A 17,485-nucleotide genomic window follows, 5' to 3' on the forward strand; every position below is an offset into this window, starting at 1 on the left:
CAAGGAAATTCTGGAGGAATGGTGGGCATTGCCGGTAAAAGTGCCGTCGCGGGATGTGCTGCGTTCATGGGCACGCTCGGCGCCCCCGTCCCGGCGACGGCGGTCGCCGAGCAGTGCGCGAATCCGACGGGGACCTACACCGCGGCCGTCTCGTGGGGACAGCGGCTGATCGATCCCGCGCGGATCTGGCCGCTGTCACGAGGCACCGGCCAGCTGGTCGCGGTGATCGGCACCGGGGTGGACGGCGGCAACGGCCAGTTCGCCCCCGGTCAGCTGGTCGGCGGCCAGGGCACCGAGGCCCAGGACTGCGATGGCCGGGGCACGATCGCCGCCGGGATCGTCGGCGCGCAACCGGATCCGTCGACGACGTTCACCGGGATCGCGCCCGGCGCGAGGATCCTGCCGATCCGCTACACGCAGGCCAACGGCGGCGGCGACCCCGGGCAGCTCGCGTCCGCCATCGACGCGGCCTCGGACCGCGACGCCGGCATCATCCTGATCGCCGTCCCGGCCGCGACCGACGATCCCGCGTTGACCGGCGCAGTCTCCCGTGCCAGGGAAAAAGGTGCGCTGATCGTCTCGCCCGCTTCGGGGACGCAACAGGGCGCGTCGTCTTTCCCGACCGCGACACCCGGCGTGCTCGCGGTGGGTTCGGCGAACCAGGCCGGTGAGGCCGTGCAGGCGGAATCCGGTTCGTACGTAGGGCTTTCCGCTCCCGGCGCCGAGCTGGTCAGCACGTCCGCGGGAGCGGGCGGGACGGTGGCGCACCGGTGGCCGGTGAGCGATCCCGGCCTCGCCGCCGCGTACGTCGCCGGAGTCGCCGCGCTCGTGCGCGCGTACCACCCGGAGCTGTCGCCGGAGCAGGTCGTCGCCCGGCTGACGCTGACCGCGCACCGTGGCCCGAGCGGCGGGCACGATCCGCGCCGGGGCTGGGGTTCGGTCGACGCCTATGCCGCTGTCTCGGCATCCATCCCGGCGGGCACGCCTGGTCCGGGAGGGCCGCCCCAGGTCGGGCCGGACACCGTCGTCGTCCCCGCGGCCGCGCCGGTCCGCCCGGGTACGGACAAGGTCTCCGGGGTGGTCGCCATCGTCGGGGTCGCCCTCGCCGCCGCGGCCGGAGTGGTGGTGGCCGCGGCCCGCCGGGGCAAGCGCCGCGGTTGGAAGCCTTCGCGATTCCGCGCCTCGTGAGCGGCAGCGGCGTACTGGGGGACACCCCTGCCGCTCACGAGGACTTTGCGACCCCCGGGTTCAGGGGACGGAGAGGCAGGCCGTCGAGCCCACGATGGCCACGCCGTCGCCGGCGCGCGAAACGTGCACGTTGAAGTCGGAGCCGTCGCGGCTGAACTGCGCGATCAGCTCCCGCGGGTTGCTGCGGTCGCGCGTCCGCCAGCCCTGTTCTTCCAGGGAGGGCAGGACGATCTCGACCAGCTTGCGGACCGCGTCGGTCGCGTTGTCCACGCGAAGGCCGTACTGCCAGCAGACCAGCCTGCCCGGCTGAGTCGGGTCGCAGTCGAGTTCGCCTTCCACGGTGCGTTCCGTGGCGGAGCCGAACGTCGCCGCGACGCCGTCGATGACGGCCGTCAGATCCTCGGCCAGCGGGTCGAGTTCGGGGTGCCTGGTGATCATGACCGACTCCTCACCTTGTCACTCACAGTCCTCGTCCCGAACCCTCTACGACCATCTCCCGCAGCGACCCACCCGTGAAGCCTTCCTGGGTGACCGCGCCGCCGGTGATGACACCGTAGATGTTGTTCCACGAATCGGAACCCGGTTTGAGAACGCCACTGTGGGAATCGAGGCCCCACTGCAGATCGCCGTTCGCGTCCCGGCCGGTTTCCAGTTCGACGACGCCGGGGAAGCGGTCGGGGTCCGCTCCGTGCCCGGCGCCGAGCCATTCGACCAGGCCCGCGTTGCCCTGCGCGACCACGATCGGATCGAAGGGGGCCGTCATCGAGTACCGCTGCACGCCGGCTTGGCTGAGCGGGAGGTCGTCCGGGCCCCAGATGCCGTGACCCATCCCGGCGGATTCGACGTGCAGCACCTGATCGGCGCGGAGCCCGAGCTGTTCGGCGAGCCCCACGGTCGCGCCGCCGTAGCTGTGCCCGACGGCTGTGACCATGACGCCGGGACCGGCGTGGCCGTCGATCTGGCCGCGCAGTTCGTCGCCGAACGCCTTGAGATCGGGGGCCATCGTCTGCGCGTAATGCGCGGCCGGTCCTTCGGTGACGACGTTCTGCGGGAACACGCCGTCGGCCCAGACCACCATCGCGGTCCGCCCGGTGGCGTCCGCGGCGACCAGGCTCTTGCCGAGGTCGGCGTAGCTCTGGAAGTTGTCGAACGAGGTGTTCACCCCGGGAACGAACAGGCCGACGTTGCGGGTGCCCGGTTCGATCCGGCCGACCAGTTCGGCGATCCGGCCGTTGCCCGACGGGTCGAACCGCAGGATCTGCCGGTCGTTGGCGAGGATGTCCTCGTACAGCGCGATCCGGCGCTGGGAGGCGGCGATGTCGTCGGCGTTCCCGCCGCCCGTTTGGAGTGCCAGCAGACGGTCGCGTTCGGAGGTCAGCGCGTCGCCGACCTTGGTGCGGTTCTCGGCGATCGCCGCCGCCCACCGCCCGGTGTCCCCGGCGCCGCCGATGCCCGCCGGGTTCCCGGCCTTGGGCAACGGTTCTTCCGGCATCAGCGACCGGTACGAGGCCGCGACCTGGACGTCGGCGCGCCGGTACCCGCCCGCGGCCGCGGTCAGTCCTTTGTGGATCACCGTCGCCTTGGTGACGTGGCCGTCGAGTTTGCCGGAGAGATCCTTGACCGTCTTGGTGAACGTCGCCGAAGCCGCGTTCGAAGCGGACACCTGGCCGAACGCGGCGGCGGGAACGGTCTCCCCGGCCAGCGCGGCCTGTGCCGTCTTGAGCGTGCCGGTGCGCTGTTCGAGGTCGGCCGCCGCCGTGTCGAGCCTGGCGGGTGCGACCCGGTAACCGCCCGCGCTGGATGCCATCACCGAGCCGCCTCCTGCCTCTGCCGTGTCCGGGAAATCAGTACTGTTCGGGTTCTTCGCCGAGCACGGCCGGAGCGACCGGGGACGACTGACCCCAGACGTTCTCGGTCTCCACGAGCCACGGCGGGATCCGCCGGCCGGAGCCGAGGTCGCCGCCACCGCCCATGCCCATCGGCATCATGGGCATCATCGGCATCCCGCCCTTCGCCGCCGCCGCGCCCGCGGCACCGGCGGCTCCGCCTGCCAGCCCGCTCATCGCGTTGCCCGACGAACCGTCGCCCGCCAGGCCGGAGAACGCGGCCGGTGCGTCGCCGGGGCCGGAGAGCCCGCCGCCGCCGATCGCGCCGCCGTCCAGCGACGGCGCGCCGCCACCGCCGATCGGGATGCCGCCGCCGGCCCCGCCCGCGGTCGCACCCGCTCCGGCGCCGCCGCCGACGATCTCGCCGTCTTTGCCCTTGCCGTCACCTGCGTTCTTGCCGTTGGCCCACCCGGGCACGCGCGGCATGATCGAGCCGAACCGGCCGAACGCGGCGGCCGAGGCCGCGGCGAGGCCGGCGGTGAACATGTCGCCGAACAACGGGTTCGATTTGGGGGGCTGGGGCTGCCCGGTGGGCGGCGTGACGCCGTCCGAGGGCAGCGGGTGGGTGTTGTCGCCCGGCGCCACGCCCACGCCGTCCGTGCCGCCGACGCCGTTGCCGACGGGCGGCACGGCGCCGGGGGCCGCCCCGCCACCGGTGACCGGCGGCGGGGTGACGGCGTTCGGTGAGGCCGGAATGGACTCCTCGGCCGTGCTGTACTCACCCGCGAGCTGGGTCATCACCACGATCGCCTTGCCGTGCGCCGCGTTGGCCGCACCCGCGGCCTGCTGCTGTGCCTCGACGTTCGCGATCGCCTGCTGCCGCTGCTGCGCGGCCGTGATGACGGTGGCCTGGGAGGAATCCGGCGGCAGGAGCGGCGGGTTGACCGCGAGCGCGAGGTCGGCCGGGGAGACGTCCGGCACCGCGACCGGCGGCGGCATCTCCTTCTTGGCCTTCACCAGCGCGTCGGCCGCGTCTTCGAGAAGGTGGTTCATCGCGTGCGCGGTCTGGGCGACCTTGCGGATTCCGCCGACGAGGTCGGAGATCATCGTGTGGTACTTGTCGGCGGCGCCGCCGGTCCAGCTGTCGGAGAAGTCCGAAAGCTCACCGGTCAGGTTCTCGGCCTGTTCGAACAGGCCGGCGCCGGTGGACTGCCACTTGTGGGCCGCGTGGCGCGCCGTGTTGGGGTCGCCCGCCTGCAGCATCGCGTAGAGCTGCTGGTGGGAGTACGCGGCGAAGTTCGTGTGCGCGGTGTCGGTCATCCCTTGGTCCCCCCGCCGTTAGTGCCGCCGCTGCCGCCGTTGCCCCCGAGCACGCCGCCCAGCACGTTGAGCAGCGGATCGAGCAGCCCGGTCTGCTGGCTGGAGTGGTTCATGTCGCCTGCCACGGAGTCGTCCGCCGCCGCGTAACCGTCGGCGACGGTCGTGGTGACGTCCTGCGCGAAGGTGATCGCGCCCTTGACCTGGTCCAGCAGGCCCTGCATCTCGGCGACCGCGGCCTGGTGCGCCTTGTTGAGGGAACCCGCTTCCCCGAATTCACCGAACAGCAGCGGCTGTTCGCTCAGGGTCAGCAGGAAGTCGTTCGGCTTGGACATCGCGTGGATCTGGGTCTCCAGTTCCCGCACGAAGTCCTTCAGGGATTCCAGATGGACGTAGTACGACTGGTCTTGCATTGATCCCGGCTCTCTCGTGATCGGCCATGCCACCCGTGACTGCTGCGCGCAAAGCCGGCCGGCCGGTGCCGAGGGGGGTATGAAGCACCGGCCGGCCGACGGATACGGGGGTCAGCCCGCGAACAGACCCTGGTTCCGGTTCTCCAGGCTGTGCTGGAGGTCGTGGGCGTCGCCGACCTTGCCGCCGAACTGCGCGATGATCGCGACGATGTCCGCGGTCGCCTGGCGCAGACGTGATTCCGACGCACGGGCAGCCTCACCGGCGGAGCTGCCGGAGGCGTACCAGGTCTGGGTGATCGGCTGCAGGTTGGTGTGCAGCTGTTCGAGCTGGGAGGTGAGCGCCTTGGCCTTGGCGGCCAGCGAAGCCGAGCTGTGCTGCAGCGCGGCGAAGTTGATTTCGACGACGTCAGCCATGATTGGTCCTCTCGCGGATCAGGGGTTGAGCCGGTGGATCACGGTCTGGTCGACGACTCCGCTGACCCCGGTCATGCTTTCCCGGACCTGCTCGTCACCCGAGCTGTAGTTCCGGTTGCTTTCGTGGACGAGGCGCGACATCGTGTTGAGCTCGTTGACGGCGACCGTCATCTTCTCCTGCAGACGGCGCTGCAGGTCCCAGAACGCGACCGCCTGGTCACCCTTGTAGTTGTGCAGGGTCTGGGTCAGCTCGCTCTCCAAGCTGGCCATCGTCGTCTTGGCGTTCGACGCGGTTTCCTCGAACCCTTGGACGGCGCGCACCATCGCGGCCGCGTCTGCCTGATATCCCGTGCCTGTCATCGATGGGTCACCTCCTCTCATCTCGCTGGAAATCCCGGTGAGCACCAGGGCGCCCCTGTCTGCTCTTGTGAAGGACACGCTAGAAAAGGAGGGGGTGTGGTCAAACGGCACAACTGCCGGTTGCACTGACGGCACTATTACCCACAGGTCGATGGTGGGGTCTGCCCCACCATCGATCCGGGGGAGTACGCCAGTGCCCTCCAGGGGTGACCCCGGCACGCTCGATCCCATGGTGGACAAGGGTTCCGGGACGGTACTGCACCGCCCGTTGATGATCTTGGCGGCGGCGATGGCGGTGCTGGGCGCGATCGCGCTCGGCGGCCTCCTTTTCGATGATCGCAGCCTCGTCAACGCGCCGATCTGGCTCAAACCCCTCAAGTTCACGATTTCCGTGGGCCTCTACGCGGTCACGCTGGCTTGGCTGATCGGGCAGCTGACCCGCGGCCGCCGGCTCGGCTGGTGGCTCGGCACGGTGTTCGCGGTCGGCCTCGGCCTGGACATGGCGCTGCTGTTCTGGCAGCTCATCGGCCGCGGCCGGACCCTCCACTTCAACCGGGAGACCCCCGCCGACCAGTGGATCAACAACATGGTCGCGAACGGCGCCTTCACCGGCTGGGGAGCGACCGCCGCGATCGCGATTCTGCTGCTGTTCCAACGACTTCCCGACCGGGCGATGAACTCCGCGTTACGCGCGGGTGCCGCGCTGTCGGTGGTGGGGATCGGCGTCGCGATGCTGATGTTCGGCCCGAACGAGCAGCAGATGGCCCAGTACCAATCGGGCGTGAAGCCGTCGATCGTCGGCGCCCACGCGGTCGGAGTGCCCGACGGTGGCCCGGGGCTGCCGGTGCTCGGCTGGAGCACCGTGGGCGGGGACCTGCGGATCCCGCATTTCGTCGGGATCCACGCGATCCAGGTGCTTCCGCTGGTCGCCTTCGGACTCCTGATGCTCGCCCGGCGTCATTCGGTGCTCGAATCGGAGTTCGTCCGGCGGAATCTGGTCCGGACCGTCTCGGTGGGCTTCGCCGGGCTGCTGGCGCTGCTCACTTGGCAGGCGCAGCGAGGGCAGTCCATCGTGCACCCGGACTTCTGGACGCTGCTCACGGGCGCCGGGATCATCGCCGTCGTGGCCGCAGGTTCGGTGCTTTCGCTGCGGGTTCCGCGGCCGATGCACCAGCTGACGTGATCTTCACCGTACCTCCCCGAAATCCACTCGGGACTTCCTTCGGGATCGGATAGTTTCCGGTGCGATGAAGGGGGTAGATGTGAATCAGGCAGGTAACGGGCGGCTCTCCGGCAGACGCGCGGGAAGCTCGCCGCGACTCCGACGTCCACTTTGGACGGTTGTACCGATTTCTCCTATACCGGCGGACCGGCACCCGACCCGGCCCGGATGAAGGCCAAGGCCAAGGACCTGAACAAGCAGGCGGACGAGCTTTCGGCCCATCCCGACAAGGAACCGGGCCCCAACGCGTCCGCGCAGGAGTACGCCGACTCGGCCGAGAAGAGCGCCAAGGACACGAAGGTGTTCGCGGACGCGGCACAGGCTTCGGCGGACCTGGCGACCAAACGGGAGGTCCGGGACAAGGCTTTCATGGCCGCCGGTGGTGCCTCCTTCGGCAAGGGCGGGCTGCGTGAGCTCGCGGCTCCGGCGGACGCCAAGACGGCCGAAGGTGTCGGCGCCGGTTCGTCGCTGAACGACCTCAAGACGTTCTACGACGCCAAGGGAATGAAGGTCGGCGACAACGGCCGGTTCCAGGTGCCCGTCGAGGGTAAGCCGGGCTGGGTCTACGAGTTCACGACCGCCGACGGCGGCAAGGTCGGCTCGGTGTCGATGATCGACCCGAAGTCGAAATGCGCTTGATCTGAGGCACGAGGAAAGGGCCGTTCGGTTCTGAACGGCCCCTTCCTTTTCGGTCAGACTCCCGCGGTGGTGCGGATCCAGCTGCGGCTGGCCGCGACACTCGAGTAGTTCTGCGTGCCCTGCGGGTTCGTTCCGGAGTTGCTGCCCGTCGAGCAGACCCCGACCTGGACGCCGCCGGACAGCTGCGGGCCGCCCGAGTCTCCGTGCCACGCCGAACCGTTGACGCCGACGCTCGCGATGGCCTGGCCGCCGTACGCGTCGCTGCTGGTCCCGGTGATCTTGACGTTGGCCGTCTTCAACGTGCTCGACGGCGGGTTGTTGCCCTGGGTGCGGCCCCAGCCGTAGATCTGGTTGGTCGAGCCGTTGGCCGGGTTCGCGGTGCCGAGCTTCATGTACGTCGTGCTGACCGCGGTCGTGAGGTGCAGCAGCGCGATGTCGCCGCTGGGGGCGGCTTTCTGCTGGTCGACGTCGGCCTCGGTGCCCTGGTTGAGGGTGACGTTTCCGACCTTCACGTGCATGCCGGGCGCGTTCAGGCAGTGCTTCGCGGTGAGGACCCACTGCGGGGCGATGATCGTGCCGGAGCAGTTGAAACCGCCGAACGCGGTGGCGTCGTCCCAGTAGATCTGGGCGCCCCACGGCGCGGAGCTCACGGTGCCGCCACCGATGATGTCCTGGCCCGCGTTCGCGGCGGGGGTGGACGCGATGGTCAGCGCGGCGGCGGTAACGCCCACCGCTGCGACAATCTTGGACATACGCATTGAATACGCCCTTCGGCCTGCGTCGGGGAGATCGTTTCGACTTGAAACGGTTTCACCAAGTTAGGGCGCGGTAAGGACTTTTGTAACCTACCGAAGTCGGTAAGCGTTCCGAGGAAAGTATTGGGCCGTCCGGGTCGGGGTTCCTCCGGGACAGTCGGGTGTGGACGTCCGTTGTATCCGGTTCGTGCGCTCTACTGTGGTCAGATGACGACGCGGGTGATCGTGCTCAACGGTGGGTCCAGTTCGGGTAAATCCGGGATCGCCCGATGCCTGCAGGCGGTATTGCCGGAGCCGTGGCTCACCCTCGGCGTGGACACACTGATCGACGCGATACCGGCCGGCGTGGCCGAAGGGATCGAGTTCGCGCCGGACGGCGGGGTGAGTGTCGGCTCCGGCTTCCAGCGGCTCGAGGACGCCTGGATGACCGGTGTCGCGGCCATGGTGCGGGCGGGCGCGCGGGTCGTCATCGACGACGCCTTTCTGGGTGGTGCGGCGTCACAACAGCGGTGGCGGGACGCGCTGAACGGGCTCGAGGTGCTGTGGGTCGGTGTCCGCTGCGACGGTGCTGTCGCCGCCGGGCGCGAGATGGCGCGCGGGGATCGGGTCGCGGGGATGGCCGAGGCGCAGGCGGACGTCGTGCATCGGGGTGTGGCCTACGACCTTGAGGTGGATACGACTGAGCGGGAGGCTTTGGTCTGTGCGCGGGAGATCGCTGCGCGGGTCGAGTGACGTCGGGGGTTCGGGCCTGGGCGTGTTTCTGCCGTCCCGCAACCACAAACGGCTGCGGGACCACGGTTTGGCGGCACCCGGATCAGAAGGGCGGTGGCTCTTCGTCGGGTTCGGGTCGTGGGTCGTGAAGCGGCTCGGGTGTTGTTGTGTAGGTGTGGCCGCTGGGAGTCGTGATCGTCATGCCGCCGTTCCCGGTCGGCTCTGCGGACCAGCCGGGTTCGTTGCGGAGCAGGTTGTGGATTTTGCAGTAGCCGTGGCAGTTGTGGTGGTTGGTCTTTCCGTCCTGCGCCCAGGTGACGATGTGATCGATCTCGGAGAACTCCGCCGGACGATGACATCCAGGCTGGGTGCATTCCCGATCCCGCGCCTTGATCAACCGAGCGAGCGATGCTGGTGATCGGTATTTGTCGGCACCGGCTTCGAGGAGTTGCCCGGTGGTGGGGTCGGTGATCAGCCGCGACCAGGTCGACTCGGGATCGGAGGCGATCTCGCGGACGAGCCAGTCGGGGATGTGCCCGTATCCGGCGAGGAACGCCGGGTCGTTGCGGGCGCTGATGAGGGTCAGGAAGTCGACGTAGACGTGGATGTGGGCCTTCGGTTTGCCGTGGCGGTCTTCGGCGAGGAGACGTTCGGCGAACAGATCGGCACGGTGCTGATCCAACGTTTTGGACTTGTCGTTGTCCCGCCGAGTATGTGCCCCGCGATCCAGCGAGGCATAAACGGAACTGGCGACTTCGGAGGGGAGATACCCGGAGAGGGTGGACATGGTCTCGCCCTCATGCTGCAGGGACACATGCCGCAATGCGCGTTTCTTCTTGGCTCGGTCGCGATAGCCGTCGGGGTCGTACTTCTTGACCGCCCAATCGACCGAACTGCGAATCGCCCCCGGATCCCGATCGGCCAGACGAGACGACATGTGCTCATCAACCAGCCCCGCGACCTCGTCGGACACCTCCCTGGTCAACTGGGTGACCTTGGATGCCTTGAACAGGTCGATGACGCCACAGTCCAACGCCGCCAACGTCTTCGGCAACCGCGACACCAGAGCACAGGAGATTTCGAGCAGCAGGAACGCTTGATTACGAGAGACCGAGAAGCGCAAAGCGACTTCCTCGGTCACCGATCTTCGCGACCCGCCGATTCCAGCGAACTCCGCTAACGCACGCACCTGGCGACCCTGCGCCTGCCGAAGCACCAACTCCTCGGCGAACGAGGCTTCAAGGAAACGCGCGGCCTGAGTTTGGTAAACGAGCTTGAGGTTCATGACAATGATTATAATCGAACTAGTGTTCGATTGCCAGTTTATTGCGAGGATGGTTTCAACTGGTGAGTGCACCACCTCTAGATGAGTGATTCCGTGAAGGTCGTGTGAAGGGGCCTGTTGTGCGGGCATGAGAAGAGGGTGTCCAAGATCAAACTGTGACGAATGAGTTGGACACCCTCTTGACCGCACTGTACGTGTTGGTCGATGACCATGTCGTGTCACCCCGGGTGGGCCGGGGTCGGCGGCCGGAGCTTACTGACAGTGAGCTGATCACGATGGCTGTGGCGCAGGTGCTGCAGCGCTACGGCAGTGAGCGACGCTGGATCCGGCATATCCACGCCGATCCCGGGTGGCGCGTGATGTTTCCCGCGATGCTGGGCCAGTCCGGCTATCACAAGCGGCTGAAAGCTGCTCAACCGTTGCTGCGCAAGGCAATCCTCACGGTGGCCGCGTGCTGTCCCTCATGGTTCGACGACCTCTGGATCACCGACGCCACCCCGGTACCGTGCGGGATGTCGCGGGAAACGGTGAAACGCTCGGATCTGGCCGGACACGCCGGTTACGGATACTGTGCGTCGCATTCCCGGTTGTACTGGGGGCTGAAGCTGTACCTTGTCTGCGCCGGCGACGGGATGCCGATCATGTGGTGCCTCGCCACGCCGAAACTCGGAGAACGCGAGGTACTGGAAGCTTTGCTCAAAGACAACCAGCATCTCATCCGGAACGGCCAAACTCTGTTGGCCGACAAAGGTTTCGCCGGGAAAGCCTTCAAGAAGCTGACCGAAACGATGGGACTTCATCTGCTGCGCCCGGACCGCAAAGACGAGACCTACCGCAACGGCAACCTCGGCGGCGTCCGCCAGAGAATCGAGTCGGTCAACCAGACGTTGAAAGGCCAACTCGACCTCGAAACCCACGGCGGACGCACCCCGCACGGCGTCTTCACCCGAGTCGCCCAGCGCCTGCTGGCCATGGCCACCGCCATCTGGCACAACTGGACCACCGACCAGACCAGCAAACGATCACTCACCGCCTACGACCACTAACACCAACTTCACGGAATCACTCATCTAGTCTAGCAACACTTTGCTGAACGCTTCGATCGGCTTAAGTCATCCCAGCGTCTGCCGCGGACTGTCGTTGAGCTCGTAGGCGATGGCATCGAGCTCGTCCTGCGAATATCCGGATAGGTCGGTTCCCTTGGGGAGTATTGGCGCAGCAATCCATTGGTGTTCTCATTGCTGCCGCGTTGCCACACCACGCGACACGAGACACCCCTTCGCTACCCAAGCGGTCATTATCTCAGCCGGTGCACTGACCATCTGAGCCCAAGGATGGTTCGCCCGCGAGCTCAGTTCTCTTGGGTCGGAATCAGGCCGCCCCGCCGAACCTCAATCCTCGACAGGTTTCGTCCAAGCCACCTGAACCAGCCCCGTCCCATGCCGCCGCGAAACCAGCACACCCCGCCCCGCCGGCTGCGGTCCCGGCTTGACGTCGCCGAGCAACGCACCTTCCTCTCGCGACCCGGACATCACGAGCCCCGGCGACCCCAGCTCGCGAATCCGTTGCAGCACGGGCTCGAACAGCGACCGCCCGGCCCCGCCGCTCCCGCGTACGACAACGAGATGCAGCCCGATGTCCCGAGCCTGCGGCAGGAACTCCAGCAGTGGCAGCAGCGGATTCCGCCCGACCGTCGCGACCATTTCGTAGTCGTCGACGAGCACGAACAGTTCCGGCCCCTTCCACCACGACCGGTTGCGCAACTGTTCCGGTGTGATGTCCGGCCCGGGAAGCCGGTTCCGCATGGCCTGCTGGCATTGCTCGATCAGCCCGTTCAGCGCGCCCTCTGCCCCGGCATAGCCGAGGAGATGCGACTGCGGCACGGCGCCCAGCAGCCCGCGCCGGTAGTCGGCGACCACGATCGCGGCCTCGTCGGGGGAATAGGCCGAAGTGATTCCCTGTGCGATGGCACGCAGGAGCGAACTCTTGCCCGATTCGACGTCGCCGAAGGCCACGAAATGCGGCTCCGTGGCGAAATCGAGGTACACCGGCCGCAGGTTCGATTCCGCGATACCGAGGGTGATCTGCTTGCGTGGCCCCGCGGCCAGTGAATCCAGCGGGACCTCGGGCGGCAGCAGTCGCACGGCAGGTGCCGACTTTCCCTTCCAGGCAGCGGAAATCCGCCGGTTCAGATCGAGGCCGCCCGCGCCCGCCGTCTCCGGACGCTGGTCGGAATCGATGCGGGGGAGCGCCGCGAGGAAGTGCAGCTTGTCCGCCGTCAGACCGCGGCCGGGCTTGTCGGCGGGCACGTTCTGCGCGATTTTGCGGTCGATCAGGGAATCCGCCGGTTCACCCAGCCGCAGCTCGAATTTGGTGCCGATGGCATCGCGCAGCGGCGCCCGCATTCCCATCCACTGGTTGATCGAGACGACGACGTGGATGCCGAAGCCGAGCCCGCGCGACGCCAGGCTGGTGATCTGTTCTTCGAGCTGCTCGTATTCCTGGCGGATCGTGGTCCAGTTGTCCACGAACAGGAAGACGTCGCCGAATTCACGGCCCTCCGTGCTCTCCTGGAATTCCTTACGCCGCTGGCGGAACGTGGTGATCGACTCGATCCCGTTGGCGGAGAAGAACTCCTCGCGCTGTTCGAGCAGTGTCGTCAGTTCCGCGACGACCCGGCGGCAACGCTGAGCGTCGCGACGGGTGGCGTAGCCGGACACGTGGGGCAGCCCGGCGATCGGGGCCAGCGCGCCACCGCCCATGTCCAGGACGAACAGCTGGACCTCTTCCGGCGTATGTGTCAGCGCGAGCATCGCGGCGATGTCGCGCATCAGCGTGCTCTTGCCGCTCTGCGGCGCCCCGACGATCAGCGCGTGCCCGGCGGCACCGGCGAAATCGGCCCACAGCATGTCGCGCCGCTGCTCGAAAGGCTTGTCCACCAAGGCGACCGGGATCATCAGCTTGCCGTTGCCGCCCCATCCGAGCGGGCACAGCCCGCGGTCGGGATCCTCGCCGAGCGGTGGCAGCAACTGGTCGAGGGTGGGCGGTTCCGCCAGCGGCGGCAGCCAGATCTGGTGCGCTTCAGGGCCTTGGCCTTCGAGCCGCGAGATCATCGCACCGATGATCGTTTCCCCGGTCCCCTTTTCGACCGGCTCCTCCGCCTCGACGGTCACCGGGATCTCCACCGGCGCCAGCGTGAACGGCATCAGGCCGAGACTTCGGCCGTCCTTGCGCACGATCTTGCTGCGCGGCGGCAGCTCGCCCGAGACGTAGGCGGCCTTGAGCCGGATCAGGGTGTCGTTGTCGGACTTCAGATACGCCGAACCCGGGACGGGTGGCAGCTGATAGGCGTCCGCCACCCCCAGCACGGCCCGGCTTTCCGACGCGGAGAACGTCCGCAGGCCGATCCGGTACGACAGATGGGAATCCAGGCCGCGCAGCCGTCCCTCCTCCAGCCGTTGCGACGCCAGCAGCAGGTGGATCCCGAGACTCCGCCCCAGCCGCCCGATCGCGACGAACAGGTCGATGAACTCCGGCCGGGACGAGAGCAGTTCACTGAATTCGTCGATGATCACCAGCAGCGACGGCATGGGCCGCAGAGCGACGCCGGATTCCCTCGCCTTTTCGTAGTCCCGCACCGAGGCGTAGTTCCCCGCCGCGTGCAGGAGTTCCTGACGCCGCAACAGTTCGCCGTTCAGCGCGTCCGCCATGCGGTCGACCAGCGCGAGGTCGTCCGAGAGGTTCGTGATGACGGCGCAGGTGTGCGGCAGCCCGGTCATCCCGGCGAAGGTCGCACCTCCCTTGAAGTCGATCAGCGCGAGGTTGAGCTTCTCCGAGGAATGCGTGACGGCGAGCGCGGTGACCAGCGTCCGCAGCAGTTCGCTCTTGCCGGACCCGGTCGCGCCGATGACCAGCCCGTGCGGGCCCATCCCGCCTTCGGCCGACTCCTTGAGGTCCAGGTCGACAGGCCGGCCGTCGGGGTTGATGCCCAGCGGGATCCGCAGCCGGTCCCGGGCCGATCGAGGCGCCCAGGTGACCGAGGTGTCGGTGTCGCGCGGGTCGCCGATGCCGAGCAGCCCGGCCAGCCCGAACGTCGCCGACATCGGCGCGTCGCTGACCACGGCCGTGCCCTGGAAAAGTGGCGTCAGCATCCGCGCCAGCGCTTCGGCGGCCCCGCGATCCAAAGTGTCCGGTGCGCCGAGGAAACCCAGGTGCTGTTCGGTGCCGTCGCCGACGACCATCCCGAGTTGCTCCGGGCTCAGGTGCAGGCTCAGGAGCCGTTCGGACGACACCGATCGTGGCTGCTCCGAGCCGACTTCCACCACCGTGACGCCGAGCCTGCCCTCCTCGGTCACCAGCCGCGTGTCACCGAGGGTGTGCCCGCCGTCCACGATCACGACGATATGCGGCTGCTCGATCCGGGAATCCGGTCGCCTGCTGAACACGGGCCGGTCGCCGAGGTCGGCGCCGAGCAGGTCGGCGAGCTTCCCGGCGTCGGCGTCCACCAGACGTCGAGGGCCTGCCGCGTCGGCCGCGGTGGAGGCGACGTGCGGCAGCCACTTCGCCCATTCCCAGTCGTGCAGCCGGTCGTTCTTCACACACAGCGCGATCCGCAGGTCGGCGGGCGAGTGGAAGGTCGCGAGCTGGGTCAGCAGCGCCCGCGCCGTCCCGAGCGTGTCGGGACGACGGCCGGACAGCGAGAGCTGCGCGAACGACCGCAGCGAGACCGCGACCGGAAGCCCGTCGACGGTCGAGTAGGTCCGGATGAAGTGCTTGAGGTTCGTCGAGCAGACCGGGTCGAGGTCTTCCAGCGGCACGGTCTGCGGTGCCTTCAACGGCGTCGCGAGCCGCTGCGGCCCCGTCCCGACGCGGACCTGCGCGAACTGCGAGTCGGACCGGCGGCGATCCCACAGCTTCCCTGACTCCACATACGCCCACAGGTCCGCCGGGTCGGGCTGTAACGCCGCCATCGCCGCGCGCTGGCTGTCCGCGATGTCCCGGACCTGGCCGCGCAGACCGGTCAGATACCGCTGGTAGTCCCGGCGTTCCTCGTTGATCTGCGCCTTCTTCGCCGCACCGCCGCGGCCGAGCGACATCACCACCATGCCCACCATCGCGGTGAGGAACAACGCGCCGAAGATGTAGGTCATCACCCCGCCGTCGCGTCCGATGTAGACGAACGACATGGCGCCCATGCCCAGCATCATCGGCATGAACATCAACAGCTGCATGGCTCCGCCGGAGGAGCCCTTCGGCAGCATCGGCGGGGACTGCAGGACGATTTCACCGGGTTGCTCGCCCAGTGCCGGCAGTCGGTCGCGAGTGGCGCTCATCAGGGTCTTTCTGGCCGCTTGTGGGTAATCCTGCCGATCATTCTGGCTACTCGTGCCGTCCCTGCGGTGGGTACTTTTGCCGTCCGCTCACGCCGAGTGCCGAACCTACGCTGCAGGTCAACGCAGATGACGTGGGGGAACGAGAGAAGGAGAACCATGGTCGGCACGGGCGAGTACCGGGCGGAGCCCGAGGCCATGCGCTCGGCGGTCGGGAACCTGGGCGGCATCGTGATGCAGGGCATCAACGTCGTCGCCGACCTCGAACGCACCGTCCTGCAGCCGATGTCGTTCGCCACCTTCGGCAGCGCGGTGGCGGCGGCGAACACCGCCATGCAGAGCCAGCAGGTGGTCGCGGTCCGCACCCTGCTGCAACTGCTGCAGCAGATCAACGGCTTCATCAAGAGCAGCGCCGACGCCTACCAGGCCGCAGACGAGGCGGTCGCGGGCGGTTTCGGCGGACGCCCGGGCGGCGGTGCCGGATCGGCGTCGTCGATCTGGGGGAACTCGCACGCTTCCGAGCTGGCGACACTGGCGATCAACGACAGCGCCGGCGTGAACGGCGAGCCGTCGTCGGTCGGGAACATCCTGCGCTACCTGGGGGGCGCGCAGCTGGGGCAGCTCGGTGACCACCCGATCACCGACACCCGGTTCCACGGTGTCTCGGACTTCAACGACTGGCTGGCCGGTGACGCCGACAACCAGGCGCGCGTCGGCGTCATCGAGGTCTACGCCGGTACCGCCCGCAACTTCGGTGACGTGCCCGGCGGGGTGCACAGCGGCGACGTCGTCGTGGTCGAACCGCTCCTGTTCTCCGACAACAAGCCCATCATCGCCATCGCCGGAGAAGGCGGGCAGCTCTACAACCACGGACTCGTCGACGCGGACATCAACGGCCTGGCGAAGGTCAGCGTGTACCGCCCGGCGTCCGTCTGACTTCCGGCCTGAGGAGCGACATGCTGACTTACCCCAATTCCAGCGCGATGGACGCGACAGCGTCCTCGGGCGGGCCGATCACCGTCCTTCCGCAGATCGTCACCGGGCAGCCGGAGCAGATCGCGAAGCACGTGCTCGAAGTGCTCAAGAAGGCCAACGAGTTCCTCACCATGTACAACGAGGTGACCAAGGCCGCCGAGCAGCTGGGCAAGATCTGGTCCGGCGCCGCGTCGGATTCCGCGATGAAGAAGATCACCGACTCGCTGAACTCGCTGACCAAGATCATCCAGGTCGTGCAGAAGGGCGCCGAGCTGCTCGGCATCGCCGGGACGCTGGTCAAGACCGCCCAGACGGCCTACAAGGCGGTGGTCTCGGCGGTCAACCCGACGGTCGCCGGCCTGATGTCGAATCCGTGGACCTACGGCGCCGCCGTCGCGCTTTCCACCGCCACCAGTGCTTCGCTGCGCGCGTTCATCACCGCGATCGGCGCGCTGCTGAAGGCAGTGGGCGTCGTCGACCTCGCCAACCAGATCACCCAGATCGCCACCATCATCGGCGAGGTCCAGAAGCTGTTCGGGCACAACGACTCCGGCAACGGTTCGGCGGGCAACGGCGCGGTGGCCGGTACGCCCGTCACCAATCCGCAGGCGCCGCCTCCGGTCGCCAGCCCGGACGGGCAGGCCGCGGTCGGCGGTTCCGGCGGTGGTGCGGGCGGTGCCGGCGGCGGGAGCGGCTCGGGTGGTTCCGGGAACGTGCCCGGTCAGGCGCCGCCGTTCACCCAGTACCGTCCGCCCGCGCTGGGCGGCGGTTCCCCGGGATCGTGGCCGGGCGGTGCCGACTCCTGGATCCCGGTGGACAGACCGGCGGGCGGCGGCGCGAGCGGCAACGGCTCGCTGCCGGGCGTGGGCAACGGCAACACGGTCACCATCACCACCGACCTGAACACCGGTAAGTCCACCGTGCAGGCGCCAGGCGGGCAGGACATCGATATCGACGTCGACATGACCTACGGCGGGAAGCACTTCGAGCAGCACATCGACATTGATGCGGGCGCGGATTCACCGGCGAAGGGCAGGTAGCCGTGTCGGG

At 68.2% G+C, this 17,485-nt stretch carries 16 protein-coding genes and 1 pseudogene; 7 read left to right on the forward strand and 10 right to left on the reverse strand.

Annotated features, from left to right (window positions below; translation table 11 throughout):
* The first annotated feature begins 18 nt into the window (after nucleotides 1-18).
* Complete coding sequence (locus ACLJRL_RS35250; protein ID WP_410660697.1) at nucleotides 19-1,188, forward strand: S8 family serine peptidase; 1,170 nt, start codon at nucleotides 19-21, stop codon at nucleotides 1,186-1,188.
* A gap of 60 nt (nucleotides 1,189-1,248) precedes the next feature.
* On the opposite strand, the gene ACLJRL_RS35255 is transcribed toward ACLJRL_RS35250, so the two are convergent.
* From ACLJRL_RS35255 to ACLJRL_RS35280, 6 genes are all read right to left on the reverse strand, one after another.
* Nucleotides 1,249-1,626, reverse strand: coding sequence for a hypothetical protein (locus ACLJRL_RS35255; RefSeq protein ID WP_410660698.1), 378 nt, complete (start codon nucleotides 1,624-1,626; stop codon nucleotides 1,249-1,251).
* A 22-nt stretch (nucleotides 1,627-1,648) separates the two neighbouring features.
* A complete protein-coding gene (locus tag ACLJRL_RS35260; RefSeq protein ID WP_410660699.1) occupies nucleotides 1,649-2,995 on the reverse strand; it encodes an alpha/beta hydrolase in 1,347 nt (448 codons plus the stop codon).
* 37 nt (nucleotides 2,996-3,032) lie between these two features.
* Nucleotides 3,033-4,334: a WXG100 family type VII secretion target gene (locus ACLJRL_RS35265; protein ID WP_410660700.1), complete on the reverse strand. Its 1,302-nt coding sequence runs from the start codon at nucleotides 4,332-4,334 to the stop codon at nucleotides 3,033-3,035.
* Nucleotides 4,331-4,744, reverse strand: coding sequence for a hypothetical protein (locus ACLJRL_RS35270; protein ID WP_410660701.1), 414 nt, complete (start codon nucleotides 4,742-4,744; stop codon nucleotides 4,331-4,333). Before ACLJRL_RS35270 ends, ACLJRL_RS35265 begins: the two co-directional genes overlap by 4 nt.
* 111 nt (nucleotides 4,745-4,855) lie before the next feature.
* On the reverse strand, nucleotides 4,856-5,158 hold the full coding sequence (locus tag ACLJRL_RS35275) for a hypothetical protein (protein WP_410660702.1): 303 nt from the start codon (nucleotides 5,156-5,158) through the stop codon (nucleotides 4,856-4,858).
* An 18-nt stretch (nucleotides 5,159-5,176) separates the two neighbouring features.
* Nucleotides 5,177-5,518, reverse strand: coding sequence for a WXG100 family type VII secretion target (locus tag ACLJRL_RS35280; RefSeq protein WP_410660703.1), 342 nt, complete (start codon nucleotides 5,516-5,518; stop codon nucleotides 5,177-5,179).
* A gap of 229 nt (nucleotides 5,519-5,747) precedes the next feature.
* Between ACLJRL_RS35280 and ACLJRL_RS35285 the strand changes: the two genes are divergently transcribed.
* Both ACLJRL_RS35285 and ACLJRL_RS35290 read left to right on the forward strand, forming a co-directional pair.
* On the forward strand, nucleotides 5,748-6,701 hold the full coding sequence (locus ACLJRL_RS35285) for a hypothetical protein (RefSeq protein WP_410660793.1): 954 nt from the start codon (nucleotides 5,748-5,750) through the stop codon (nucleotides 6,699-6,701).
* 207 nt (nucleotides 6,702-6,908) lie between these two features.
* On the forward strand, nucleotides 6,909-7,379 hold the full coding sequence (locus ACLJRL_RS35290) for a hypothetical protein (RefSeq protein ID WP_410660704.1): 471 nt from the start codon (nucleotides 6,909-6,911) through the stop codon (nucleotides 7,377-7,379).
* 53 nt (nucleotides 7,380-7,432) lie between these two features.
* Here the strand turns inward: ACLJRL_RS35290 and ACLJRL_RS35295 are convergent, their stop codons facing one another.
* Entirely contained in the window at nucleotides 7,433-8,131 is a 699-nt protein-coding gene (locus tag ACLJRL_RS35295; protein WP_410660705.1) for a S1 family peptidase, read from the reverse strand.
* Between the two features lie 210 nt (nucleotides 8,132-8,341).
* On the opposite strand from ACLJRL_RS35295, the gene cpt reads away from it, so the two are divergent.
* Nucleotides 8,342-8,866 (forward strand): chloramphenicol phosphotransferase CPT, encoded by a 525-nt coding sequence (cpt, locus tag ACLJRL_RS35300; RefSeq protein ID WP_410660706.1) that lies wholly within the window; start codon nucleotides 8,342-8,344, stop codon nucleotides 8,864-8,866.
* A gap of 82 nt (nucleotides 8,867-8,948) precedes the next feature.
* On the opposite strand, the gene ACLJRL_RS35305 is transcribed toward cpt, so the two are convergent.
* Nucleotides 8,949-9,986: a DUF222 domain-containing protein gene (locus ACLJRL_RS35305; RefSeq protein WP_410660794.1), complete on the reverse strand. Its 1,038-nt coding sequence runs from the start codon at nucleotides 9,984-9,986 to the stop codon at nucleotides 8,949-8,951.
* A gap of 299 nt (nucleotides 9,987-10,285) precedes the next feature.
* Between ACLJRL_RS35305 and ACLJRL_RS35310 the strand changes: the two genes are divergently transcribed.
* Nucleotides 10,286-11,176: an IS982 family transposase gene (locus ACLJRL_RS35310; protein ID WP_410660707.1), complete on the forward strand. Its 891-nt coding sequence runs from the start codon at nucleotides 10,286-10,288 to the stop codon at nucleotides 11,174-11,176.
* Nucleotides 11,177-11,242: 66 nt separating this feature from the next.
* On the opposite strand, the pseudogene ACLJRL_RS35315 reads toward ACLJRL_RS35310, so the two are convergent.
* Nucleotides 11,243-11,385 (reverse strand): annotated as a pseudogene (locus ACLJRL_RS35315) (transposase); the annotation flags it as partial.
* A 136-nt stretch (nucleotides 11,386-11,521) separates the two neighbouring features.
* Nucleotides 11,522-15,463: a type VII secretion protein EccCa gene (eccCa, locus tag ACLJRL_RS35320; RefSeq protein ID WP_410660708.1), complete on the reverse strand. Its 3,942-nt coding sequence runs from the start codon at nucleotides 15,461-15,463 to the stop codon at nucleotides 11,522-11,524.
* A 156-nt stretch (nucleotides 15,464-15,619) separates the two neighbouring features.
* Between eccCa and ACLJRL_RS35325 the strand changes: the two genes are divergently transcribed.
* Both ACLJRL_RS35325 and ACLJRL_RS35330 read left to right on the forward strand, forming a co-directional pair.
* Nucleotides 15,620-16,396, forward strand: coding sequence for a WXG100 family type VII secretion target (locus ACLJRL_RS35325; RefSeq protein ID WP_410660709.1), 777 nt, complete (start codon nucleotides 15,620-15,622; stop codon nucleotides 16,394-16,396).
* A gap of 20 nt (nucleotides 16,397-16,416) precedes the next feature.
* Nucleotides 16,417-17,475: a WXG100 family type VII secretion target gene (locus ACLJRL_RS35330; protein ID WP_410660710.1), complete on the forward strand. Its 1,059-nt coding sequence runs from the start codon at nucleotides 16,417-16,419 to the stop codon at nucleotides 17,473-17,475.
* Nucleotides 17,476-17,485: the final 10 nt, after the last annotated feature.

This window comes from Amycolatopsis sp. lyj-112 (assembly GCF_046549055.1).
Classification (GTDB): Bacteria; Actinomycetota; Actinomycetes; order Mycobacteriales; family Pseudonocardiaceae; genus Amycolatopsis.

Coding starts and splice junctions, on each gene's coding strand:
- ACLJRL_RS35250 (WP_410660697.1), top strand. CDS start 19: ATGGTGGGCATTGCCGGTAAAAGTGCCGTCGCGGGATGTGCTGCGTTC.
- cpt (WP_410660706.1), top strand. CDS start 8,342: ATGACGACGCGGGTGATCGTGCTCAACGGTGGGTCCAGTTCGGGTAAA.
- ACLJRL_RS35325 (WP_410660709.1), top strand. CDS start 15,620: ATGGTCGGCACGGGCGAGTACCGGGCGGAGCCCGAGGCCATGCGCTCG.
- ACLJRL_RS35265 (WP_410660700.1), bottom strand. CDS start 4,334: ATGACCGACACCGCGCACACGAACTTCGCCGCGTACTCCCACCAGCAG.
- ACLJRL_RS35260 (WP_410660699.1), bottom strand. CDS start 2,995: ATGGCATCCAGCGCGGGCGGTTACCGGGTCGCACCCGCCAGGCTCGAC.
- ACLJRL_RS35255 (WP_410660698.1), bottom strand. CDS start 1,626: ATGATCACCAGGCACCCCGAACTCGACCCGCTGGCCGAGGATCTGACG.
- ACLJRL_RS35275 (WP_410660702.1), bottom strand. CDS start 5,158: ATGGCTGACGTCGTCGAAATCAACTTCGCCGCGCTGCAGCACAGCTCG.
- ACLJRL_RS35290 (WP_410660704.1), top strand. CDS start 6,909: ATGAAGGCCAAGGCCAAGGACCTGAACAAGCAGGCGGACGAGCTTTCG.
- ACLJRL_RS35285 (WP_410660793.1), top strand. CDS start 5,748: ATGGTGGACAAGGGTTCCGGGACGGTACTGCACCGCCCGTTGATGATC.
- eccCa (WP_410660708.1), bottom strand. CDS start 15,463: ATGAGCGCCACTCGCGACCGACTGCCGGCACTGGGCGAGCAACCCGGT.
- ACLJRL_RS35295 (WP_410660705.1), bottom strand. CDS start 8,131: ATGTCCAAGATTGTCGCAGCGGTGGGCGTTACCGCCGCCGCGCTGACC.
- ACLJRL_RS35330 (WP_410660710.1), top strand. CDS start 16,417: ATGCTGACTTACCCCAATTCCAGCGCGATGGACGCGACAGCGTCCTCG.
- ACLJRL_RS35280 (WP_410660703.1), bottom strand. CDS start 5,518: ATGACAGGCACGGGATATCAGGCAGACGCGGCCGCGATGGTGCGCGCC.
- ACLJRL_RS35270 (WP_410660701.1), bottom strand. CDS start 4,744: ATGCAAGACCAGTCGTACTACGTCCATCTGGAATCCCTGAAGGACTTC.